Here is a 22,582-nt window from a genome sequence, read left to right on the forward strand (position 1 = left end):
ATCGTGCCTCCGCCACGTCGTCGGTCGGGCGTCCCGTCTGTTGTGCCGTCCGACCGATCACGCCACAAATTCCTGTTGCCGCAGGGCTTTGGGCCGCCAGCGCCAGCCGCGGCGATGTTCACATCCGCGCGTCACATCGCGGTGGGAGCCTTGCTCTTAAATAGATGACTATGTTAGCTTTATTGGAGAGTTTGAGGCCGAGGAGGCACTCGTTGGACGACTACTCCGCTTTTCCGGACCTCCTGGTCGAGCGAGCCGGGAAGAACAGTGACGTCTTCGTCGTCACGATCAACAAGCCGGACCGGCTGAATGCGATCACTCCGCAGATGCACACGCAGCTGGGGCGGATCTGGCGAACGCTCGACCGTGACGACGACTGCCGCGTCATCGTCCTGACCGGAGCCGGTCGCGCGTTCTGCGCCGGTGTCGACTTCAAGGGCGAGGAGACCACGGCGATCATTGAGACCGCCAAGCCGCACTACCGACGGCTGCGGGCCCGACCGGGGGCATCGAAGATTCTCGACTACATCCTCGAGGTCGAGAAGCCGATCATCTCGATGATCAACGGGCCCGCTGTCGGACTCGGGCTGATCCTCGCGCTGGCCGCCGACATCACCGTGGCGAGCACGGACGCAAAACTGGGCGACACCCACATCAACATCGGGCTGACGCCCGGGGACGGCGGCGTCCTGCTCCTCCCGTTGCTGGTCGGTATGAACGTCGCCAAGGAGCTGATGATGACCGGCGACCTCATCGACGGCGCGGAGGCCGCGCGCATCGGGCTGGTCAATCACGCGGTCGAACCGAACGAACTGAAGGACTACACGTTCGCGCTCGCCGACAAGCTTGCGAGCAAGGCGCCTTATGCGATCAAGACGACGAAGGCGTCGATCAACATGATCCTGCGCCGCCGGGCGCTCGACGTGATGGATCTGAGCCACCTCTACGAGCAGCTCGCCATGCGGACCGATGACCACCGCGAGGGGATCCGGTCGGTGTGGGAGCAGCGCGAGCCGAAGTACACCGGTCGCTGACGGGTGGCGCCGCTCGTGGCGGCGGTCACCCCTGAGCCCCGACAGCAGTCGGTGCTCACCGGCTCCCACGAGATCGATCGAGGTCCTGATGACGTACGAGCTCTCAGAAGAGCAACAGCAGCTCGCCCGGATGGTGGGTGAGCTCGGGGCCGCCCGCAGTCAGGGGCGACGCTCGATGGACGGTGGTCCGCCGGTGGACATCGAGCTGTGGAAGCAGCTCGTCGAGCTGGAGCTTGTCGCCATGGCCATGCCCGAGCGGCTCGGCGGTGCCGGCGGGTCCACGATGGACGAGGTACTGCTCGTCGAGCAGCTCGCATCGGTGAGTGCCGCCGTCCCGATGATCACTACGTCGTGCGCTGCGGACGTGCTGTCCCGGCTCGTCGACAGTGGATCCGTCGAGGCCGCGGACCTCGCATCCGAGGCGGCCCGGATGGGCCGCGTCGTCGCGGCGGGTATCTCGGCGTCCGCCGGGCTAGCCCTGGACGTCAGCGCCACCCGCAGCGACGACCGGTGGGTGGTTTCCGGGTCCGTCCCGGACCTGCTCGAGGCCGCAGCGGCCGCGGTGCTGCTTCTGCCGGCAGTCACGTCTGAGGGCGACGCGTGGTTCGCGGTGGAGATCGATCCCGATCGGCCCTGCGTGCGTGACCAGCCCTCACTCGACCAGATGCAGCGCCTCGGCGCCGTCGACCTCGATGATCACCCTGCGACGCTGCTCGGGTTCGTACCTCAGGACGGCGACCTGAATGCTGTTGTGCTGGCGCATGCCCGACTTCTCCTCGCGGCACAGGCACTCGGATCCGCGGCGAAGGCCTTGGACATGACCGTCGCCTACGCCAAGCAGCGCTCGGCCTTCGGCCAGCCCATCGGCCGGTTCCAGGCGGTCAAGCACACGCTCGCGGAGATGTTGGTCCAGGTCGAGAACGCTCGCTCGGCGGTCTATGACGGCGCCTGGGCGGTGGATGAGGGCCGCGCAGACTCGGTGCTGGCGGTGCACATGGCGAAGGCGCTCGGCACCGAGAACTCCGTCCATGTGATCCACTCCGCGATCCAGCTCCACGGTGGGATCGGATTCACCTGGGAGCACGATCTGCACCTGCTGCTGCGGCGCGCGAAGACTGCCGAGCTGGTGCTCGGCCAGCCGGACGAGCATTTCGACGCGATCGGCACCGCCCTCGTGTCCCAGGGTGCGGAGCGGAGCAGGGCGACGAGCGTCGCCGCCGGGTCCATAGCGGACCGCGAATTCCAGGAGGAGCTGCGTTCCTGGCTCGACGAGAACCTGCCAGCGGGCTGGGGTACTCCACACTTCCGGCTGCCACCCGAGCCGGCCGAACGCCGTGCGTTCCTGCGCGACCTGCAGGCGATCTTCGCTACGGGCGGCTGGGTCGGAATCCACTGGCCGAAGGAGTTCGGCGGGCGCAGCGCCACGCTGCCGCAACAGCTGATCTTCAATTCCGAACTGGTCGACCGCGCCGTCCCCCAGATGCCGGGCCACCGCGGTCTCACCATCGTCGGCCCTACGCTGATCAAACACGGCACCGACGAACAACGCGTGCGCTTCCTCGAGCGGATCCGTTGCGGCGCGGACCTGTGGGCCGGCGGGTTCTCCGAGCCGGAAGCCGGATCCGACCTGGCCGGCCTGCGAACCCAGGCAATGATCGACGGCGACAGGGTCATCGTCAACGGCCAGAAGATCTGGACATCGGGTGCGCACTTCTGTGACTGGATCTACACACTCGTCCGCACGGACCCGCGCAGGCCGCGCCACGAGGGCATCAGCGTGGTCGCCATCCCGCTCGACACACCCGGCATCCGCATCCAGCCGATCCGCCAAATGAACGGGGTGTCGGGGTTCAACGAGGTCTTCTTCGACGATGTCGAGGTGCCCCTCGACAACATCATCGGCGACGTGAACGCAGGTTGGCGCGTGAACCGGACGACGCTGTCGCACGAGCACTTCACGTTGTTCATCGGCTCACAGGCCCGCTTCGCGCGAAGCCTCGACGACATCATCGGGCTCGCGACCAGCACCCGCGCCACGAACGGCGCCCCGCGCTCCGACGATCTCCACGTGCGCAACAGGCTGGCCCGGGCATGGACGGACTCCCGCCTGATCCGGATCAACGGCATGCGCAACGTCGCACGGGTCCAGGCCGGTGCCGCACCCGGCCCGGAGGGGTCGATCGCGAAGGTGTTCGGGCAGGAGGCCGAGAAGCGCCTGTTCGAGCTGGCGATCGACGTCACCGGGCCAGCGGGCGTGCTCGATCGGGGCGCGGTGGCAGCCGTCGGACGGGGCAAGTGGCAGTTCGGCTATCTCGGTGCACGCGCAGCCACCATCGGTGGCGGCACCAGCGAGATCCACAAGAACAAGATCAGTGAAGGGATCCTGGGTTTGCCGCGCGACCTCGGCGTCGACGCGACCGAGGCCAGATGACGGGTCGGAGAACAGGGAGGCACGCGACATGCCGCTGCAGGACCATCACCAGATCATGTCTGTAGATGATCATCTCATCGAGCATCCACGGGTCTGGCAGGATCGGCTCCCGGCCAAGTGGCTCTCCGCCGCCCCGAAGATCATCGAGGACGAGAACCGCCATCACCAGTGGGAGTTCGAGGGCAGGCTCTTTCCGCAGATCGGACTCAACGCGGTAGCTGGCAAGGATCCCCGGGACTACGGGATGGAGCCCGTCCGCTACGAGGACATGATCCCGGGATGCTATGACGCAGGCGCCCGGATCCAGGACATGGATCTCGACGGCGTGCATGCCGCGATGTGCTATCCGTCCTTTCCCGGCTTCGCCGGTCGAGTCTTCCACCAGGCCGCGGACAAGGACCTGGCGCAGCTCTGCGTGGAGGCCTGGAACGACTTCAGCACGGACGAGTGGGCGGCGTCCGCGCCGGGACGGCTCATCCCCCTGGCGATGGTCCCGCTGTGGGACACCGCACTGGCGGTAAAGGAGATCCAGCGCACAGCCACGAAAGGCGCACGCGGTATCACCTTTCCGGAGAACCCGACCCCGCTGGGGCTGCCGAGCTTCCACACCACCCATTGGGACACCGTGTTCTCGGCGCTCGAGGATGCCGGGATGCCGTTGTGCCTGCATTTCGGCTCGTCGTCGCACGTCCCTGGCTTCGCAGACGATGCGCCGTGGGCCGTATCGATCTCGATGTACGCCACCAACCTCATGTGGACGACCTCTGACCTGCTGTTCTCAGGCATACTTCAGCGTCACCCCCGACTGAAGGTGGTCCTCGCAGAGGGCGGTATCGGCTGGATCCCCTACGTCCTCGAGCGCTGTGACTACACGTGGGAACGCCACCGCTGGTACCAGGACATCGACAAGAACGTCAGGCCCTCCGAACTATTCGCCAAGCACTTCTACGGATGCTTCATCGATGACGACCATGGCGTGACGAACCGCGAAGGGATCGGCATCGACCGCATCACCTTCGAGGTGGACTACCCCCATTCGGACTCCAACTGGCCGAACACCCGCAAGCGGGCCGCCGAGGTCTTCGTCGACGTGCCGGACGAGGAAGTGCACAAGATCGTCGAACTGAACTTCCGCGAGCTGTTCAACGTCCGCTGAGAAACGTCCATTGAGAAACCTCCATTGGCAATTGAGGCGGGCATCGCCCGGAGTCGCATTTCGTGCTCCGACGCTAGGACCCGCCGGGAACGGAGCACGATGCTGCAGGACCTTCAGGGAAGTGTCGCTGTCGTCACCGGCGGTGCCGGTGGCCTGGGCGAGGCCACCGTTCGCGCACTCGTCGCGGCAGGCGCCACGGTCGGGATCCTTGACCTGGACGCCGAGCGTGGCAAGGCACTCGCCCACGAGTTGGGCGATCAGGTCGCGTTCTACCGCACGGACGTCACCAGCGAGGAGGATGTGACTGCCGCCCTGACCGCAGCGGCCGAGCTCGGGCCACTGCGCTACGCGGTGGTCTGCCACGGGGCAGGCGGCGGCGGGACCCGCACGGTCAAGTCGGACGGCACGCCGCACGACCTGGCCGCGTACAAGCGCACGATCGACATCTACTTGACGGGCACCTTCAATGTCCTGCGGCTCGCCGGTGCGGCGATCACGAAGACCGAGCCGAATGCGGAGGGCGAACGTGGTGCGATCGTACTCACGGCCTCGATCGCCGGCTATGAAGGCACGATCGGGCAGATCGCGTACGCGTCGGCGAAGGGCGGCGTCATCGGTATGACCATCGTCGCAGCGCGGGATCTCGCGATCTCGGGAATCCGGGTGGCAACCATCGCACCCGGCACGTTCCTGACGCCCGCCTACCCGCAACCGCCGGAGCAGTTGGAAGCGGCGTGGGGCCCGCGGGTGCCGTTCCCGCAGCGCATGGGCCGAACAACCGAGTTCGCCGACCTGGCACTGAGCATCCTCGGCAACCCGTACATCAACGGTGAGGTCATCCGCATCGACGGCGCTCTACGCTTCCAGCCCCGGTACTCCAGCAACCGCGCCTGACCCTCAGTCGATCCGACCGGCCGGGTCGCACCAGGGCCGAACAGGCTCGGCAGTCACTCGCCCTCGTCGGGACCGAGCAGGACCGCGCCCGCGGTGAAGTTCTCGCGCAGGTACTCGACCCGCTTGGTCCCGGGGATCGGGACGAGCGGCAACGGCTGTGCCAGCAACCACGCCAGCGGGAGCTGACCGACGGTGCAGCTGCACTCCGAGATCGACCCCTGCCCGCAGTGTTGGCGCAGAGGTCGCCCGCTCCGCATGGCAGCAGGACTGGGACATCCCCTTGCACCCCAGTCCGATGGTGTACATCACGATGTCGGTGCGCCCGATCCTGACGGGGGTGGCAGTATTGTCGTCGGACGGAATCTCGTCCTCCGTGGTTGCTGCGAGTGTCCACGATGCACCTTACGGCGCTTCCTCTCAGCTGTCGGCCGTGTGCAACCGCGCCAGCCGCAGCCCCTCCTCGCGGGTTCCGGTGCGCACATCCCAGGATCCGCAGGAGCAGTGGCAGGCGTAGTGATCGCCGGCATCAAGGATGGACTGGCCCAGGCAGTACCCTCCCTCCTCGGCCCCTTCCGCGTCGGCCAAGCCGGACAGGAACTCCATCGGGGAGTCCAGCATCATGTTGTCGTCGTCCACAGCAGCCCTCCGAGTGCGGTCCGGAATTCGTCTCAGCCGATCACACCGTCGGCGCGCAGTTCGTCGATCTGTGCCTGTTCGATCCCGAGTTCCTCGAGCACGGCGTCGGTGTGCTGACCCAGACCGCATCCGGCTAGGGACTGCGTGGCCGAACGGGAGAAGGACACGAGCGGCCCCACGCGCGGGTACTCGTCGAAGAACGGGCTGACGACATCGGTGACGTAACCCGACCGGCGCCCGAGCTCGCCCAGCAGCGCGGCCGGCATGGAGGTCTCCTCCACCACGACGCACCCGACGTCCGCGGCAAGGAGCCGACTCTCCCATTCTCGGGCACCACGGGTCGCGAAGAGGTCCTCGAGCCGCATGGCGAGCGTCTCCTCGTCTTCGGCCAGTCCCTCCAGCAACACGTCCGGAGCAAGCAGGGCCATCGCCGTGACCAGCTTGGTCCAGTCCCGCTTCCCCGGTACCGCCAGGAAAACCCAACCCTGAGCCGTCTCGTAGAGTCGGTACCGCGCGCCGAGTCCGAGATGGTGTTGATCGACGCGCCGCGGGCTGGTTCGCCCCTCGAACTCCACCATCTCCTCGGAGAGGGCGTGTGCGGTGCTGAGAAGCATGGTGGTCATCAGCTCGCGACCGCGGTCACCCCGGCGCTGCGCGAAGGCGGCGAGGCACAGCGCCGTCCCGACGACGAGCGCGCCGATGCCATCGGGTTGAGTGCTGCCGCTGTTGCCGGCTGTGGTGAGTGCGACCGATGCGAGCCGGATCTGCTCCATCGACATGCCTTGCCTGTCGGGGAACTCCCCCATGTTGCGCATGGCAACTCCGGTGCCGGCTGAGATCGTCGCGGCGAAGGCAGCGCGCCTGCCGTAGGGACCGTCGACGCCGTATCCTGGGCAGTTGAGGTACATCAGGTCCGGGTTCACCGTGTGCAGAGCGGCAGCATCCAGGCCGAGCCGCTCTGCGACGCCGGCGCGGAAGGAACACAGCACCAGGTCCGCCCGTCGAGCGAGGTCGAGGACGATCTCGCGGCCCGCCGGCATGCCCAGGTCGACGGCCACGCTCTCCTTGCCCTGCAACACCTTTGCGGCCCCGGTCTCCGGGAACGGCTGGATGAGCCGGAGCGGGTCGCCGTCGAGTGGCTCGATCTTGATCACTCGGGCGCCCAGGTCGGTCAGCAGCGCCGAGCCGTACGGCCCGGCGTAGAAGGTGGCGATCTCCAGCACGGTGACACCCTCGAGCGGCAGGGCACCCCACGGCGCGTCCCCTGCGGGCAGGGTGGGACGCTCCGCCCATGCCAGGACAGCACTCCGGTCCGCGTCGAGAAGGGGTGCCGGGCCCAATGCCGGCGACGGGCCGTCCAGGAACCGCACCGCGGCCGCGGGCTGAAGGGTGCGGCCGTGTGTGGGATCGTCGATGTGGATCGCCTGCTGATCGTGCTCGATCTGGGGATGATGCAGGAGGTCCGAACCAACCCGGAAGAGCTCGGCGAACACGTCGGGATCATTGTCGAACACCTCCTGCCACTGCGCGAGCGTCCTCTTGCGCACCGCCTCGAGCAGGATGATGTTGGCCTCGCCGATGCGGGTGCGGTCCTGGAAGGTGAACACGGACGCCCATTCGGGGTCCTCGACCATGCCCTCCAGGTCGATGGTGCGCATAAACGCGCGGAACAGCTTCGGCTGCACGAGCGCGAATTGCAACCATCGGCCGTCCGCTGTCAACGCCACAAGCAACCGCAGCGAGAAGTCAGTGTTCGAGGACTTGTTCTCGTCGAAGGGACCCGCCGCGGTGAACGCCTCGGAATAGCGCTCGCGAATGACATGCACCACCTGGTTCCACGGATCCAGGGCGCCGATGGCCAGGGCCAGGCTCGTCTCGACGTGTTGACCGTGGCCGCTGAACTCGCGTTCGTACAGCGCTGAGATGATGCCCTGCAGCGCTGCTTGGGTGGCACTCACCGAACCGTAGGGCACGGACACGAAGGCCGGACCCGGACGGTCCGCCATCGGTCCGTAGGCGTGCAGTCCGCCCATCTTGGCCATCACGAGTGCCTCGTACCCTGGGACGTCGGCATGGGGGCTCTGCCGGCCCCATCCACTCACCGATGCGTGGACCAGCCCGGGATTGTCCACGGACAATCCCTCGAAGCCCAGGCCGAGACGGTCGCTGACCCCGGGGCGGAACGACTCCACCACAACGTCGGCACCTCGGATGATCCTGCGTGCGCTCGCGAGACCCTCGGGGCACGCGAGGTCGAGCTCGACGCTCAGCTTTCCCCTGCCCCACAGGGGGAAGGACGGATGGCTGCGCAGCGGCGTGCCACCGGGCGGCTCGATCTGGACGACCTCAGCGCCGAAGTCCGCCAGGAACTGACCGATCTGCGCGCCGGTGAGCGAATTGCAGAGTTCCACCACCCGGATACCACGCAGGACGTCAGGACGGGTCACGACGGCCTCCCAGATCCGGCTGTTCCCCCTCGGGCAGTGCCGCGGCCAGCCCGACGACGTCCTGCAGTGCTCGCAGCGCATCGTTGAGATGGGTGCAGGTGCTGACGCCGACCAACTCGAGTCGCACGGACCGGCGCAGTTGCGAGATCGTCCGGCCGCGCAGCCGCTGCGCGCTCACCGCCGCGCTTGGGCACTCCATCCACGGCAGCACGCGGGGTTCTGCGTGGATGTCGATGACGATCATCGACACAGGATCGACCCGCGCGTCGAGCGTGTACTCGTGGATGATCGTCTCGACCCCGTCGGGCTCGACGAATGAGTCGCGGAACATCGAGCTCACGACGAGCTCGCCGGTGGCGTCGCGGGCGAGATCGAGCCTTCGGCGACGACGCATCGAGCCGGGCTCGATGGCCTCGATCCGGTGCCATCCGTCGGGATCGTCGGCGTCGATGGCCGGAGCGACCGGACCGACGGACTGCGGTACGCTGGACTCGGCAGCGATGTGGTTCATGATTGTGGCGCCCCGCGCCCATCCGGCGCACACATCCGCCCTCGCCAAGGTGGCGCCGAGGTCCCGGCCGGCGCCGCGGGAGGACCAGTAGTCCGCGTCCGGTGGCCGTGCGCTGGCGAGCGCATGACCGGCGATCATCGCGACGACCGGGAAGTCGTCGAGCATCGAGAACAGTGGATCGTCGGCATCGCGGTGCTGCGGCACGGCGCTGTCCAACCTGCCGCGGAACCCGGGCCCCACAACGGTTCCAAAAAGCGTCTGGACCCCCACCACTGCCGGGCTGGTCTCGATCCGCCGCAGGAGGCGACCGCCGAGGAAGTCGACGACGGCATCGACAACCCCTTCCGCGAGACCGATCACCGTCCCGTCTTCGGCGGTGTTGATGTCGCGGGCTCGTCCCCTCAGCCGGAGCGGGCCCGGCATCCCGTCGGGCCAGACCATGTCGATGCTGCTGGTCCGGCGCACGGACCCGCGAGCGCGGATCAGCGAGGTGGTCGTGGGGCAGTGCGGGCCCCGCCGCTCGTCGATCGGGTTCACGGTTGCACCGGCGTCCAGGCGGTGTCGACCATGCCGTCCTCCTGCAGCTCGTTGTGCTCACGTGCAACGCGCTGTAGGTACGGCTCGGCGTTCGGGAACACCCAGAACCTCTCACTCTGCACGGCATCCAGGATCAGTGCTGCCGCGTACGCTGCCGGCATACCCTTGTCCACCGTCGCCCTGAGCTCGTCGAGCACTCGCTGCGCAGCATCGGGCAGCACCTCCCGCCCGGCATAGTGACCCTCTTGCTTGACCATGATCGGTGTCGAGACCGGCCCCGGGCACACCACCGACACCCGCACTCGCGCATCGACGGCGGCGAGTTCGGCGCGCAGGCACTGCGACAGACCGACGAGTGCATGCTTGGCCGCTGTGTACGGAGCCTTGAACTCCACTGCGTGCAGTCCGGCCATCGATGCCACGTTGATCACGTGTCCCTCGCTGCCGTCGACGATCATGCGCGGGAGAAACGCCCGGCAGCCGTGCACGGCGCCCATCAGGTTGACCGACCACACCCTCGACCAGTCGGCGATTGGACCTTCCCAGATGGCACCCGCCGACGAGATGCCCGCGTTGTTGCAGAGCACGTGGACCGCGCCGAACCGATCGAACGCCGCGTCGGCCAACGCCGCGACCGACGACTCGTCCGCGACGTCCGCCGTGACCGGCAGGAAGTCTGCTGCGGGGTTCGCCGCATGCAATTCCTTAGCTGTGGCCTCGACACCTGCCGTGTCGATATCGGCCAGCACGACGTGCGATCCGCGCACGGCGAGTGCGGCCGACAGGGCCTTCCCGATGCCGGATGCAGCCCCCGTGACGACGGAGACACGTCCCCTGAAGTCCTTCATCGTTCCTCCGGTGCAGAAGTCGTGTCCGGCAGCCGAGTGACGGCCGCCGCAGGACCCGCGGCGTTGCTCCAGTCCAGCCAGCGCAGGGCGTTCCCGCCGAGCAGCGCGCGCTTGGTCTCCTCGTCGAAGGCCGCGGAGTCCTTGAGGAAGTGCAGCGCCTCGGCGTAGGTGTGCCTGCCCGGCGTTGCGGCCCCGGTGGCCGCATGGATCCCCGACCGGAATCCCTCGAACCGGAACTGCATCCGGCACCGTTGGATATCGCTACCCCACAGGAGTCGTTGTGGCCCGAAGGCGGCCAGCACCTCGCACAGCGGGCCGATCACATCCGGAAAGGGATAGGGCTGGGTCGACAACGTGGGCACGCCACTGACCTTCACAGCCACGCCAGGGAACTCGGCCAGCGCCAGCAGTTCGTCGAGCCGCCGGAACGGCGGGGTGTCGCACTGGCTGGGTGGATCGAAGATGGCGAGCGGCTGCAGCAGCCCCAGGTGGTCGATGACGAGTGTCAGTCCGGGAAACCGCTCGCACACCGCCTTCAGATCCGGTAGGTGGCCGGAGGCGTACACGCAGGCCGGGACTCCCTGTGCGGCTGCTGCGGCGAAGATCGGGTCGAAGTCCCCGCGTCGCAGCTTCTCGATGCCCTCCGCAGGTGCGTCTGTGAGCCGCCGCTGCGGCGGCGTGGCAACGCGGACGCGCAACCCGACAGCGGTGCGGTCCTCCCGGACCGCACGCACGCGCCCTTCCGGATCGGGATCACCGGGCTGCAGATCGACGAGGTGTCCGAACCTTTCGGGAAAAGCCCGGCAGGCATGATCCACGAACTCCGCACGCGCCGACGTGACCACCGCCCGGTCGACCCCGGCCGCATCCATCGAGGCGACCAGCACCTCCGTCGCGACGGCAGGGTCCTGTTCGGAGCCCGTCGAGTGGGCGGGGACCGGTTCGTGCACCTGCGCGTCAATGATCACCGGAAGCTCCGGGCTCCCGGCGTGGACGGAAGTGCGGAACCGCAATTCCCTCAGCCACCGGGGCGAAAGCCACCTCGACAGGCATTCCACAGCGCAGCGACTTCCGGCCAACCCCTACAACCCAGCTGAGGATGCGGATCGGGTCGCCCCGGGTGTCGTCCAGCTCGACGACCGCCAGGTTGTAGAGGTCGACTCCTGCGGCCCGGGCGTCGGCCCAGGTGAACGTGTAGACCTCGCCGTAGCCGCTGGTCCCGGCCCAGGTCCAGGCCTGCGAGTGGCAGTGGTGGCAGACCTCGACGGGTTCCCAACGGTGGGTGTTGCAAGCGGAGCACTGCTGTACGACCAGCCTGCCCTCCGCTGCGGCCTCCCAGTAGGGCCGGGTCAGCTCGCTCCAGCCCGGCATCGGCAGGATCTCGATGGCGGCGGCGACCGCCGCGGCCGTCGCGGTGGTCATGCGGCGCGCCCCTCGTGCTTGGTGATGATCAGCGAACCCGACGGAGCCGGACTCGCCCCGCCGACGACGAGCGCGACCTCGGCCCCGTCGACCTGGTTCGGCGAGGTGCCGCGGATCTGCCGAACCGCCTCGAACACGTGGGTCATGCCATGGGCGTAGACCTCGGAATGGTTACCGCCATGTGTGTTCACCGGCAGGGAGCCGGTCCTGCGAATGTTCCCCTCCGCCACGAACGGGCCCGACTCGCCGCGCGGCACGAACCCGTAGTCCTCGAGCGACAGGAGGACCATCGGCGTGAAGTGGTCGTAGATCAGCGCGACGTCCACCTCGGAGGGGCCGATGCCGGCATCTCGGTAGAGCCGCTGCGCGATGGTGCGGTGCCCGGCCGAGGTGAAGTCCGCCGGCGACATCTGGTAGCCCGTACCGCCGCCCTCCGCCATCCAGAAATGCGCACCGCCCCAGCGGCGCGGCGCGCCCGTCGCCGCGGCGGCGACATAGGCGGGTGGGTTGGGAAGATCGCGGGCTCGTTCCGCAGTCGTAACGATGCAACACGCGCCGACGTCTGACTCCAGGCAGAAGTCCAGTAGCCGCAGCGGGTCTGCGATCATCCGAGAATTGCGATGGTCGTCGAGCGTGATCGGTTCCCGGAAACGCGCGTCCGGGTTGGTCACGGCGTTGCGCCGGTTGTTGACCGCGATCTCCCCGAAGTGCTCCTCCGTGGTGCCGAACTCGTGCATGTGCCGGCGCGCAGCGAGCGCGAACGCCTGACCGGGTGAACTCAGCACGGGGAACGCTCCCCTGGGCACGCCATCGCGCCGGAAGGAGGGCACCGTGCCGTAGCGGCCGCCGAGGGGTTGCACCACACCGCGGGTCACCGCCACGAAATTCGCCTGGCCGGTGGCGACCGCCATGGCGGCGCTGAGGAACGCGCCGGCCATCCCGCCGCCACCACCACCCCACGCCATGGAGGTGAACCGGAGCTCGTTCGATCCGATTGCCAGCGCCAGCCTCCCGGCGTTGGCGGGGTCGTTCGAATAGGAGCAGAACCCGTCGACCTCTCGCGGGGAGATGCCCGCATCTGCGCACGCCTTCAGCAGCGCTTCCAGGACCAGCGGGAACGATCCGTTCGCCGACAGCTCACCGCGTCTGCCGTAACGGGTGTGGCCGAATCCGGCGATCGCCGCCTTGGAGCGCAGCCAGCGGGAATCCTCGCTCACGTCGTCGTGCTTGCGGGCGGTGGAGCGGTGTCGGGGAAGAGCTCCTGGAAGGCCCCGACGGTGATGCGGTCACGGACCTGGTCCGGCACGCCGTCGAACAGGTCCCGCAGGGTGTCCTGGGTGTGCCCGAACGTTCCCTCGAGGTGCGGGTAGTCGCTGCCGAACATCACGTTCTGGTAGCCCTCCGCGGTCAACGCCGAGACTGCCGACGCGTCGTGCTGGAAGGAGGCCCACACCTGCGTGTAGAGGATCTCCTTCGGTGAACGGGACAACTTCGGCCGCACCGCCATGGCGTGCTGGCGGTAGCCCTCCAACATACGATCGCCCAAGAACGGCACCCACGAGGCGCCACCTTCGGAGATCAGGACCTTCAGGTCAGGGTGGCGGTCCAGCGCCCCGGAGGCGACCAGCTTCATCGCCGCCCGCTGGCCGGAGAACGTGGTCTCCGTGTAGTTCAGCACCGCTCCGCCCGGACCGCGATACGTGATGCCAACCCGCTCGTTGGTCTGGTCGATGGGATCGGTGCCGATGTGGAAGGCCAGCACCATGTTCGCCTCCTCGGCCGCCGCCCAGAACGGCTCCCAGGAGGCCTGGTGGTAGTCGTCCTGTCGAGGATGGGGCTTCGTCGGCATGAAGACACACCGGAAACCCATGCCTGCGGCGCGCTGCAGCTCCGAGACCGCGTCCTCGATGCTCAGCGTCGAGACCTGGGCTGTCGGAACCAGGCGAGGTGACTTCTCCATGATGTTGTCGACCGCCCAATCATTGCTGACCTGCATGGCGGCGTGGAGGACCTCGGGCGTGCGGAACGTGGCGGCCCAGAGACCGAGCGACGGGAACACGACCTCGTTCCAGATCCCTTCCGCATCCAGGTCCTTCAGCCGAAGTCCGGCGTCGCGCGCGCCCGGTGGCCGGTTGCCGGCCTCCCGGAACTCGCTCTGGATCTGGGACGGCAGCCGCCGCCGGAAGGACTGGCCGTCGACATGGACTGTCTCCCACCGGCCGTCGGGATCCTTCTCCGCCCGCGGGACCAGCTCGGCCAGACGCCGCGGCAGGTTGCTCCGCCAAAGGTCATCCGGCTCCAAGAAGTGCGAGTCCCCGGAGTTCGCCCAGATCTTGGCCATGGGTACCACCATCTTCGTGAGTCATCGGAGCCCACCATCACACTTATTAGGTTAGATAGTTGTTCTCGATCAGTACCGCTGTCAACCCCGCCCAGGGCGCGTTCTCGGCGACCCTCGAACGCGAGGTGCACCTCGCGCAACCGTCGCCTCCAAGCTCAGTAAGATTAGGTTGTACAATTTAGCTGTTACGTCTACGGTGAGCCCCCTTACATCAGGAAGCCGCGCACAGCCCCACCCGGCGGCCGAGCCACCCGCCCTGGACCTGCGACCGACGGCCCAGCGCGAGGGAGTTCTTCGGACATGCGACCGCAGCAGCAGGTCGCTCCTCACGCGCTCGGGGACGCGCGTCGCACAGAGAGGTGCCACCTTGTTCACCCGAACTCATGCATGGGTGTCAACGGCGGGAGCCGTGCTCGCCGTCGCCGTGCTCGCCGCCTGCGGTAGCGGGCCGACACCCACCGGGGCAACACCCGGGCAGCCGCAACCAGGCGGGTCGGCCACCTACCTGACCCTCTCCGAGCCACGCACGCTCGACCCTGCCGCACTGGTCAATTCCGGGCCGTCCGACGGCGTCGTCGGCAACGCGATCTACGGCGAACTGATCACCGATGACCCCAAGACCGGAGCCGTGGTTCCGGCCGAGGCGGCGAGTATGAGCTCGCCGGATGGGCTACAGTGGACTGTCAAGCTGCGAACCGGGCTCAAGTTCTCCGATGGAACCGCATTCGACGCGGAGGCGCTCCAGTTCAACTGGAATCGACATAAGGATCCGGCAGTGGCGTCCCGATCGGCCGCCGCAGCCGCGCTCATCGCCTCCACGACGGTCAGCAATCCCACAACGCTCACCTTCACGCTGACCCAGCCCAACGGTCAGTTCGCCAAGTCGGTCGTGAACTCAGCACTCAACTGGGTCGCCTCACCCACCGCACTGAAGGCGGGACCGACCGCTTTCGATGCCAAGCCGGCTGGCGCCGGTCCGTTCGTGCTGGGCACCTGGGCCCGCGGCGACCGTCTGACGCTCATCAAGAATTCTGAGTACTGGGACGCACCGCGGCCCTACGTGGACAAGCTCGTGATCAAAGCGGTCTCCGACACGCAACAACGGACACAGACGCTGATCTCCGGCGGTGCCGATCTTGCGCAGGTGACCTCACCGCAGTACGTCGCGCAGGCCCAACAGTCGGGCCAGCGCGTCGCCGACTACCCGCTCAACGGTGCCTACCTGATCTGGCTGAACCAGCGGCAGGCCCCGTTCAACGACATCCGGGCCCGTCAGGCCGTCGCAGCAGCGATCGACATGAAGGCGGTCAACGAGGCGGTCTACGGCCCGTCCGGGACCGTGCCGACCACGCTGTTCGACCCATCCTCACCGTTCTACGACGCGTCACAGACGCTGTACACCCCCGACCGCGCCAAGGCCCAGGCCCTCTTCTCCCAGCTGGCCGCCGAGGGCAAACCGGTCAACTTCGCCATGGTGGTCTTCAACGCCTCCGAGTCCATCAAGACCGCCCAGGCGGTGCAGGCACAGCTCAGCGGGTACCGGAACGTCACTGTGCAGCTGCAGACCCTCGACTTCGCGGGCGCCAACGCCAAGCTCGGATCGAAGGACTTCCAGGCCGCCATCAACTCGATGACCTTCTCCGATCCTGAGCCTCAGCTGTTCCAGTCGATGTCCTCGACGAGCCCGCAGAACTTCTCCGGAGTCTCCGACCCGGCGCTCGACGCTGCATTACTGAAAGGACGAACGAGCCAGGATCTCGAAGCACGCAAGGGCGCTTACGAGACCGTCCAGCAGCGTATCCGCGAACTCATTCCAGCGCTGTACTGGACGGTTCCGGAGGCCTCCGTCGTCACGCAGGCCAGCATCGGCGGCATGTCGTTCTACGGTAATGCCTCGCCGCGGGTCGACACGTTCTGGACGGCCAAATCGTCCTGATCGGAGTGTGAACGTGGTTGCGTCGGCTGGTCCGACGCAACCCACGTTCGTGCGCCGTTCGTCCTCGGAAAAGCCCTTGGCGACGAACACATGCCAGAACAGATCCGCGAAGCACTCCACGACGGCGACGCCGCAGCCGCCCGCGAACGCATGGAGCACCACATCGTCGGCACCGTGGCGGTCATCCACTCCGAACGCGACGCAGCGGCCCCCTGACCTCGCGCGAGAGTTCGCCGCCACGGCGAGTGGACTAGGTGGGCCGGATGCGCTTGACCTCGCGGGGGTCTCGGTCTGGGCGTAGACCTCGCCACGAGGGACGACGGAACGCGCCGTCGCGGGTTCCGGCCACGCCAGCCCTGGACCAGTGATCCGGTGACGGGCGGGGTGTCGCGGGCCAACGGTCGCAGGTCCTGGAGCAACGCTCGGCGAGCTGCGTCGGTAAACCCGATGCCGACGTCGCCGACGTGGACCAGCTGACCGTCCTCGTCGTGGGCGGCCAGCAGCAGCGACCCCAGGACGTGCTCGGCGCCGGTTGCGGAGTACCAGCCATCACTCGCTGACCGGTCATGCGCTGCCACCACGACCTCCCGCGCCGGCCCTGATCAAAGCCGGCACAGGAGGTGCTGCGATCCGCGCGGATCGCACCGCCTCTTCCTGCCCAACATCGCAGGCCGCCCGCCACCGCGCGGCCGTCACCAGATCCGTCACCGGTGTTTGAGGAGAGCGCATGAGCACCCACGGACCTGGAGCATCACCACTCCGCCACGTCAAGGTCGGCGATGGATCTGTGTGGCGATCTGGGCTGTCTCTGCGCCAATGATCATCATTGCGGCCTTCACGTTGCTCTGACTACTGCCATCGAGCGGACTGTCGCTTCCTCTGCTCGCAGAGGGCAATCCTCACACCGGCGCCAACCGCAACACCGACGGCAAACCTGTCGTCGACGCCGGATAGGGCAACGGACCGAACTGGGCCTCAATCGGGTTCGCCCACGACGCGCTGGTCGGGGTGAAACACAGCTCGACGTTGTGGCAGGCAGCCCACCGGCGGATCGCCGGGGTCTTGTTCGCCGACAGGTTGTCCATGATCACGTAGATGGGTGCGCCGTCGGGTCGGGCCGCTCGGATCGACTTCAACGCGGAAAGGGTGTGATCACCACCCTTGCGGTGCCGGTTGACACTCCACAGCTGATCATCGCCAAGGCTGTAGCAGCCGTGGAAGTACCGGATCCCGTGCGTACGGGTGTAGGTCGCGCGCAGCCGCACCGGGCGCGATTCTCGTGCCCAACTGCTGGCGTGACACGGGCGGATCGACAGCGGCCCGAACTGGTCGAACGCGAAACACCGGTTCGGGAACCTGCTGGTCACCTCCTCGATCCGGTCAAGCTTGTGTCAACGGACAGCGGGACTTGGCTCTGGCGCAAAGTTCGTGACGGCCCCTGGTGATCACCGGTTCGGCCGGGTGGTTGATCATGTCCGCCACACCTCCGCCACTACTACGCCTCACTGCTCATCCGCCACTGCGAGTCCATCAAGACCGTCCAACGCCGCCTCGGGCACGCCACCGCCGCCGAGACCCTCGACACCTACGCACACCTGTGGCCGGACTCCGAGGACCGCACCCGAAGCGCGATCGACTCGGTCCTGAAGCCGGGCAGACAGACACGCAGCGTCACGACTCGTGGGTCAAGCAGCCAGCAGCCCGAACCCACACTTTGATCTTGAGCAAAGCTACTGGCGAGTACATGTGCCCTAAATGTGCCCTAAGAACGATCACCTAGACTGTTTTCGCAGGTCAGAGGGTTAACACGGACGAGCTGGCCTGTAAGCCGGATCCTGTTCCCGGGCACCTTGCGGTGCACCGTTCGGCGACCATCCATCTAGGCCCACCGTTGCCGGTGGGCTCGAGCGACCTACCCGCAGGCTCGGGCGGGCAGCCCTCGAACGCCTGCGCAGCTCCCGTCCGGAGACGGGAACCTCTTGGTCTTGCTCCGGGTGGGGTTTACCTAGCCACCCCGGTCACCCGGGGTGCTGGTGGTCTCTTACACCACCGTTTCACCCTTACCCCGGCCCCGACGATCATTGGGGCGCGGGGCGGTCTGTTCTCTGTGGCACTGTCCCGCGGGTCGCCCCGGGTTGCCGTTGACAACCACCCTGCCCTACGGAGTCCGGACTTTCCTCGACGTCGGGCTCGAGAGCCGTCGATCGCGGTCGCCCGGCCAGCTCGTCCGCCCGGTCAGCGTACGCGGTGCCGCATCGCCAGCACGGGCCGGGACCGCTCGGCATCGCACCGCACTCCGGACACAGCTCGGAGAGCCAGCAGACCGGATCGCCCCCGAGGTCCTCGCCGAGGGTGTCGCGGCCGCGCTCCTGTTCGTCGGGCATGCCCCCATCCTCCCCCTCGGGTGGGGAAGCTCGCACGTGACGGCGCGCGGCTCGGCGCGCCGGGACACCGGCGCCGGGATACCGTGCCGGTCGTGATCGACACGTCGCCGGGTGCGCTGGCGTTCCTGCTCATCGCCGGGCTGCTGGCCGGTGGGGTGAACGCGGTGGCCGGGGGTGGGTCGCTGCTCGTCTTCCCCGCGCTGCTCGCCGTCGGCTTCCCGCCGTTGACGGCGAACGTCACCAACTCGGTCGCGCAGTGGCCCGGCTACGTCGGGCTGGTGATCGGCGCGCGCGAGGACCTGAAGGGGCAGCGGCGCCGGATCCTGCTGACCTCGGCCGTCGCGGTCGTGGGCTCGGCTGTCGGGTGCGGGTTGCTGCTGGTCCTGCCCGGCGCGGTCTTCGACACCATCGTGCCGGTGCTCGTGCTGCTGGCCAGCGCGATGATGGCGCTGGGCCCGACGATCAAGAAGTGGATCGGGACACCCGAGCCCGGCGCCCCGGACCGGACGGCGGTGCTGCTGCCCGCTGTGTTCCTCGCCGCGGTCTACGGCGGCTACTTCGGTGGCGCGCTGGGCGTCGTCCTGATCGCCACCCTGTCGCTGTGCACCCACGAGAAGCTCGTGCGGCTCAACGCGCTCAAGGGGTGGCTGTCGCTGGTCATCGCGTCGGTCACGGTCGCGATCTTCTCGTTGGGCGCGCCGGTGAACTGGCTGGCCGTCGCCCTGCTCGCCCCGACCACGCTGGTCGGTGGGTTCCTCGGCGCCAAGGTCGCCCGCAGGCTGCCCGAGAACGTGCTGCGCTGGTCGGTCGTCGTGCTGGGCGTGGCCGTGGGTATCTACCTGTTGCTGCGCTGATGGCGCTCGCCGTCTCGATCGCGCTGCTGGCAGCGGTGCTGGTCGCCGCGGTCGCGCGCCCGCGCGGCCTGCCGGAGGCCGTCGTCGCGGTGCCCGCCGCCGCGCTCGTCGTGCTGCTGGGCCTGCTGCCCCTCGACGCCGCGCTGACCGAGCTCGCCGACCTCGCACCGACCGTCGGCTTCCTGGCCGCGATCCTGCTGCTGGGCCACCTCGCCGACGCCGAGGGGGTCTTCGCCTGGCTGGGCGCGCGGCTGGCCGTCGCCGCAGCCGGCCGGCCGCAGCGGCTGCTGGTGCTGGTCTTCGTCGCCGCGGCGGGCACCACCGCCGTGCTGAGCCTCGACGCCACGGTCGTGCTGCTCACCCCCGTCGTCCTGACGACCGCGGCGCGGCTGCGCGTGCCCGCCCGCCCGCACGTCTACGCGTGCGGGCACCTGTCGAACTCGGCCTCGACGATCCTGCCGGTGTCGAACCTGACCAACCTGCTGGCCTTCGCCGCCTCGGGGTTGTCGTTCACCGGGTTCGCCGGTCTGATGGTGCTGCCCTGGATCGCCGCCGTCGCCGTCGAGTACGGGGTGTTGCGCTGGTTCTTCCGCGCCGACCTGGCCGTCGCGGTGGCCCCCGCCGAGCGCGACGGGCGGCCGGCACCCCGGTTCGCGCTGGTCGTGCTCGCGCTGACGCTGGCCGGGTTCGGGGTGTCGTCCCCGTTGGGCGTCGAGCCGGTGTGGGTGGCTGCGGCGGGCGCCGCGGTGCTCGCCGTGCGGGCGCTGGCGCGGCGCGAGATCACGCCGGTGGCGATCGTGCGCGCGGCGTCGCCGCTGTTCTGCGTGTTCGTGCTCGCGCTGGGCGTGGTGGTGGCCACGGTCGGAGCGGCCGGGCTGACGTCCGCGCTCGCGGCGTTCGTGCCCGACACCCCGACGCTCCTCGGCCTGCTGGCGACGGCCGGGATCGCGGCGCTGCTGGCCAACATCGTCAACAACCTGCCCGCCACGCTCATCCTGCTCGGCGTGCTGGGCCCAGGCGCGCATCCCGCGCTCGTGCTCGCCATGCTGCTGGGGGTCAACATCGGCCCGAACCTGACCTACGTCGGCTCGCTGGCGACGCTGCTGTGGCGCCAGGTCCTCACCGCCCGCGACGCGCCACCGTCGGCGGGCGAGTTCACCCGCGTCGGGCTCCTCACCACGCCGTTGGCACTTGCGGCAGCCACCGCGGCACTGTGGTGCGCGTCGGTGCTGGTCGGCTGATCAGCGCGGGTGGTGGTTGGTGTCGTTCACCAGCCGGACGCTCGCGCCGCCGTCGGGGTAGATGTCGACGATCGAGAGCGACGCCAGGTCCAGGTGCAGCCGGTACAGGATGGACGGGCCGCCCTGCAGCGCCTCGCGCAGCACCATCTTGATCGGCGTGACGTGGCTGACCAGCACGATCGTGGCGCCAGGATACGTGGCGACGGCGGCGGCGAGCTCCGCGTGGACGCGCTCCCCCACCGCGGCGAAGCTCTCCCCACCCGGCGGGGCGACGTCCTCGGAGCCCAGCCATTGCCCGTGCAGCTCCGGGTCGCGCTCGCGCGCCTCGCGGAACGTCAGGCCCTCCCAACCGCCGAAGTCGGTCTCGATCAGGCCGGAGCGCACGACGAGCGGCGCTCCCGTGGCAGCGGCGACGCCCTCGGCGGTCTGCCGAGCCCGTCGCAGCGGTGACGTCAACACCGCGGCGATCTTCGGCCCGGCACCCAGCCGCTCCGCCGCCCCGGCGGCCTGCGCCAGCCCCAGCTCGGTGAGCTCGGGGTCGCCGTGGCCGGAGTAGCGCCGCTCCACCGACAGCGCCGTCTGGCCGTGGCGCAGCAGCAGGATCTTCGTCGGCTCGCCCACCTGGCCCGTCCACGACGTGGAGGCCGGGGCGTTCGCCGAGGTCATCGGCCCGCCTGATCGTCCATCGCCTGGTTGGCGAGCGCGTCGGCGCGGGCGTTGCGGGCCCGCGGGATCCACCCGAAGGACACGCTGGTGAGCTCGCGCACGAGCTCTCCGGCCTCCTGCGCGAGCGGCTTCATCGCCGGGTGCTTGATCTTCCAGCGGCCCGTCATCTGCTCCACGACGAGCTTGGAGTCCATCCGCACCTCGACGTCGGTGGCGCCCACCGCGATCGCGGCGCGCAGGCCCGCGATGAGGCCCTGGTACTCCGCGACGTTGTTGCTGGCGATCCCGATGCCCTCGGCGCGCTCGGCGAGCACCTCCTCGGTGGCGGCGTCGAGCACGACCGCGCCGTAGCCTGCCGGGCCCGGGTTGCCGCGCGACCCGCCGTCGGCCTCGACGATGACCTTCACCGGTACGCGCTCACAGGCCCGACTCCTTGGTGCGGATCAGGATCACGCCGCACTCCTCGCAGTTCACGACCTCGTCGGCGGGCGCGGCCTTCAGCTCCGAGATGGCGGTGCGGTCCAGGTCGAGGCGGCAGGCCTGGCAGCGGCGGGCGAGCAGCAGTGCGGCGCCGACCCCCTGCTGCTCGCGGCGCTTGTCGTAGGCGGTGAGCAGATCGACGGGCAGCGTCTTCACGGCCTCCTCGCGTGCCCGACGCCTGCCGATCTCGCCGGCGTCGATGTCGGCCAGCGCGGTGTCGCGGCGCTCGATGATCGCCTTGACGGACTCCTCGGCGGTGGCCAGCACCACGCGGGAGTGCTCCAGGTCGGCGCCGAGCGCCTCGCGCTGCTCCATCACCTCCAGCTGCTCGTCCTCCAGGACGGTCTGGCGGCGGGCGAGCGTCTCCAGCTCGTGCTGCAGGTCGGCGGCCGCCTTGGCGGCGATGCCGGACCCGGTGAGCAGCTGGTTGTCGCGGTCGGTGCGCGTCCGCACGCCCTCCACGTCGCGCTCGATGCGCCGGATGTCGCGGTCGAGGTCGCCCGCGGCCGTCTCGACCTCCACGAGCTTGTCCTTGGCAGTGCGCACGGCGGCTTCGGCCGACTCCAGCTCCGCGATCTCGGGGAGGGTGCGGCGGCGGTGCGCGAACCGGGACAGCTCGGCGTCGACCTCAGCGAGGTCGAGCAGCCGCCGCTGGACGGCGGGGTCGGCCTTCATGCAGCCATCCTTCTCACGTCGGTGTCGGGCAACGATCGGGGTGGGCGTCCGGACGGCACGCTTCCACCACCGGTTCGCGACCCCCGACG

The 22,582-nt window shown here is 68.6% G+C and carries 18 protein-coding genes, 1 other RNA gene and 2 pseudogenes; 8 read left to right on the forward strand and 13 right to left on the reverse strand.

Going from position 1 to position 22,582, the window contains the following annotated elements:
* Nucleotides 1–212: 212 nt before the first annotated feature.
* From ACFPFQ_RS12595 to ACFPFQ_RS12610, 4 genes are all read left to right on the forward strand, one after another.
* On the forward strand, nucleotides 213–1,034 hold the full coding sequence (locus ACFPFQ_RS12595) for an enoyl-CoA hydratase/isomerase family protein (protein ID WP_379618115.1): 822 nt from the start codon (nucleotides 213–215) through the stop codon (nucleotides 1,032–1,034).
* On the forward strand, nucleotides 970–3,465 hold the full coding sequence (locus ACFPFQ_RS12600; RefSeq protein WP_379618117.1) for an acyl-CoA dehydrogenase: 2,496 nt from the start codon (nucleotides 970–972) through the stop codon (nucleotides 3,463–3,465). Before ACFPFQ_RS12595 ends, ACFPFQ_RS12600 begins: the two co-directional genes overlap by 65 nt.
* A gap of 28 nt (nucleotides 3,466–3,493) precedes the next feature.
* Nucleotides 3,494–4,621 carry an amidohydrolase family protein gene (locus ACFPFQ_RS12605; protein ID WP_379618119.1) on the forward strand — a complete coding sequence of 376 codons (1,128 nt, stop codon included), beginning with the start codon at nucleotides 3,494–3,496 and terminating at the stop codon, nucleotides 4,619–4,621.
* 99 nt (nucleotides 4,622–4,720) lie between these two features.
* Nucleotides 4,721–5,515 carry an SDR family NAD(P)-dependent oxidoreductase gene (locus tag ACFPFQ_RS12610; RefSeq protein ID WP_379618121.1) on the forward strand — a complete coding sequence of 265 codons (795 nt, stop codon included), beginning with the start codon at nucleotides 4,721–4,723 and terminating at the stop codon, nucleotides 5,513–5,515.
* Between the two features lie 417 nt (nucleotides 5,516–5,932).
* Here ACFPFQ_RS12610 and ACFPFQ_RS12615 read toward each other — a convergent pair whose 3' ends face one another.
* The 8 genes from ACFPFQ_RS12615 to ACFPFQ_RS12650 form a co-directional block, all read right to left on the reverse strand.
* Nucleotides 5,933–6,151, reverse strand: a complete 219-nt coding sequence (locus ACFPFQ_RS12615) for a hypothetical protein (RefSeq protein WP_379618123.1) — start codon at nucleotides 6,149–6,151, stop codon at nucleotides 5,933–5,935.
* 32 nt (nucleotides 6,152–6,183) lie between these two features.
* Entirely contained in the window at nucleotides 6,184–8,598 is a 2,415-nt protein-coding gene (locus ACFPFQ_RS12620) for a CaiB/BaiF CoA transferase family protein (RefSeq protein WP_379618125.1), read from the reverse strand.
* Nucleotides 8,585–9,646, reverse strand: coding sequence for a DUF2889 domain-containing protein (locus ACFPFQ_RS12625; RefSeq protein WP_379618127.1), 1,062 nt, complete (start codon nucleotides 9,644–9,646; stop codon nucleotides 8,585–8,587). The genes ACFPFQ_RS12620 and ACFPFQ_RS12625 overlap by 14 nt, the downstream gene beginning before the upstream one ends.
* Nucleotides 9,643–10,494: an SDR family NAD(P)-dependent oxidoreductase gene (locus tag ACFPFQ_RS12630; RefSeq protein ID WP_379618129.1), complete on the reverse strand. Its 852-nt coding sequence runs from the start codon at nucleotides 10,492–10,494 to the stop codon at nucleotides 9,643–9,645. The genes ACFPFQ_RS12625 and ACFPFQ_RS12630 overlap by 4 nt, the downstream gene beginning before the upstream one ends.
* A complete protein-coding gene (locus tag ACFPFQ_RS12635; protein ID WP_379618131.1) occupies nucleotides 10,491–11,462 on the reverse strand; it encodes an amidohydrolase family protein in 972 nt (323 codons plus the stop codon). Before ACFPFQ_RS12635 ends, ACFPFQ_RS12630 begins: the two co-directional genes overlap by 4 nt.
* Nucleotides 11,452–11,916 carry a Zn-ribbon domain-containing OB-fold protein gene (locus ACFPFQ_RS12640; RefSeq protein WP_379618133.1) on the reverse strand — a complete coding sequence of 155 codons (465 nt, stop codon included), beginning with the start codon at nucleotides 11,914–11,916 and terminating at the stop codon, nucleotides 11,452–11,454. Before ACFPFQ_RS12640 ends, ACFPFQ_RS12635 begins: the two co-directional genes overlap by 11 nt.
* Nucleotides 11,913–12,854: a thiolase C-terminal domain-containing protein gene (locus tag ACFPFQ_RS12645; RefSeq protein WP_379618134.1), complete on the reverse strand. Its 942-nt coding sequence runs from the start codon at nucleotides 12,852–12,854 to the stop codon at nucleotides 11,913–11,915. The genes ACFPFQ_RS12640 and ACFPFQ_RS12645 overlap by 4 nt, the downstream gene beginning before the upstream one ends.
* Before the next feature lie 275 nt (nucleotides 12,855–13,129).
* Nucleotides 13,130–14,257, reverse strand: a complete 1,128-nt coding sequence (locus ACFPFQ_RS12650; RefSeq protein WP_379618136.1) for an amidohydrolase family protein — start codon at nucleotides 14,255–14,257, stop codon at nucleotides 13,130–13,132.
* 409 nt (nucleotides 14,258–14,666) lie between these two features.
* Here ACFPFQ_RS12650 and ACFPFQ_RS12655 point away from each other — a divergent pair, with 409 nt between their 5' ends.
* Nucleotides 14,667–16,193, forward strand: a complete 1,527-nt coding sequence (locus ACFPFQ_RS12655) for an ABC transporter substrate-binding protein (protein ID WP_379618138.1) — start codon at nucleotides 14,667–14,669, stop codon at nucleotides 16,191–16,193.
* A 90-nt stretch (nucleotides 16,194–16,283) separates the two neighbouring features.
* Entirely contained in the window at nucleotides 16,284–16,409 is a 126-nt protein-coding gene (locus tag ACFPFQ_RS12660) for a hypothetical protein (RefSeq protein WP_379618170.1), read from the forward strand.
* 161 nt (nucleotides 16,410–16,570) lie between these two features.
* Here ACFPFQ_RS12660 and ACFPFQ_RS12665 read toward each other — a convergent pair.
* The 3 genes and pseudogenes from ACFPFQ_RS12665 to rnpB form a co-directional block, all read right to left on the reverse strand.
* Nucleotides 16,571–16,774 (reverse strand): annotated as a pseudogene (locus ACFPFQ_RS12665) (hypothetical protein); the annotation flags it as partial.
* A 318-nt stretch (nucleotides 16,775–17,092) separates the two neighbouring features.
* Complete coding sequence (locus ACFPFQ_RS12670; protein WP_379618140.1) at nucleotides 17,093–17,560, reverse strand: transposase; 468 nt, start codon at nucleotides 17,558–17,560, stop codon at nucleotides 17,093–17,095.
* 441 nt (nucleotides 17,561–18,001) lie between these two features.
* An RNA gene (rnpB, locus tag ACFPFQ_RS12675) (RNase P RNA component class A) lies at nucleotides 18,002–18,419 on the reverse strand.
* A 250-nt stretch (nucleotides 18,420–18,669) separates the two neighbouring features.
* On the opposite strand from rnpB, the gene ACFPFQ_RS12680 reads away from it, so the two are divergent.
* Both ACFPFQ_RS12680 and ACFPFQ_RS12685 read left to right on the forward strand, forming a co-directional pair.
* A complete protein-coding gene (locus ACFPFQ_RS12680; protein ID WP_379618142.1) occupies nucleotides 18,670–19,431 on the forward strand; it encodes a sulfite exporter TauE/SafE family protein in 762 nt (253 codons plus the stop codon).
* Complete coding sequence (locus ACFPFQ_RS12685; RefSeq protein WP_379618144.1) at nucleotides 19,431–20,672, forward strand: ArsB/NhaD family transporter; 1,242 nt, start codon at nucleotides 19,431–19,433, stop codon at nucleotides 20,670–20,672. Before ACFPFQ_RS12680 ends, ACFPFQ_RS12685 begins: the two co-directional genes overlap by 1 nt.
* Here ACFPFQ_RS12685 and ACFPFQ_RS12690 read toward each other — a convergent pair.
* Nucleotides 20,673–21,745: pseudogene (locus tag ACFPFQ_RS12690) on the reverse strand (bifunctional RNase H/acid phosphatase).
* A 10-nt stretch (nucleotides 21,746–21,755) separates the two neighbouring features.
* Nucleotides 21,756–22,493, reverse strand: coding sequence for a zinc ribbon domain-containing protein (locus ACFPFQ_RS12695; protein ID WP_379618146.1), 738 nt, complete (start codon nucleotides 22,491–22,493; stop codon nucleotides 21,756–21,758).
* Nucleotides 22,494–22,582: the final 89 nt, after the last annotated feature.

The organism is Pseudonocardia sp. GCM10023141 (assembly GCF_042653605.1).

Coding starts and splice junctions, on each gene's coding strand:
- ACFPFQ_RS12695 (WP_379618146.1), bottom strand. CDS start 22,493: ATGAAGGCCGACCCCGCCGTCCAGCGGCGGCTGCTCGACCTCGCTGAG.
- ACFPFQ_RS12605 (WP_379618119.1), top strand. CDS start 3,494: ATGCCGCTGCAGGACCATCACCAGATCATGTCTGTAGATGATCATCTC.
- ACFPFQ_RS12650 (WP_379618136.1), bottom strand. CDS start 14,257: ATGGCCAAGATCTGGGCGAACTCCGGGGACTCGCACTTCTTGGAGCCG.
- ACFPFQ_RS12610 (WP_379618121.1), top strand. CDS start 4,721: ATGCTGCAGGACCTTCAGGGAAGTGTCGCTGTCGTCACCGGCGGTGCC.
- ACFPFQ_RS12640 (WP_379618133.1), bottom strand. CDS start 11,916: ATGACCACCGCGACGGCCGCGGCGGTCGCCGCCGCCATCGAGATCCTG.
- ACFPFQ_RS12645 (WP_379618134.1), bottom strand. CDS start 12,854: ATGGCCGGCGCGTTCCTCAGCGCCGCCATGGCGGTCGCCACCGGCCAG.
- ACFPFQ_RS12600 (WP_379618117.1), top strand. CDS start 970: ATGACCACCGCGAGGGGATCCGGTCGGTGTGGGAGCAGCGCGAGCCGA.
- ACFPFQ_RS12630 (WP_379618129.1), bottom strand. CDS start 10,494: ATGAAGGACTTCAGGGGACGTGTCTCCGTCGTCACGGGGGCTGCATCC.
- ACFPFQ_RS12685 (WP_379618144.1), top strand. CDS start 19,431: ATGGCGCTCGCCGTCTCGATCGCGCTGCTGGCAGCGGTGCTGGTCGCC.
- ACFPFQ_RS12660 (WP_379618170.1), top strand. CDS start 16,284: ATGCCAGAACAGATCCGCGAAGCACTCCACGACGGCGACGCCGCAGCC.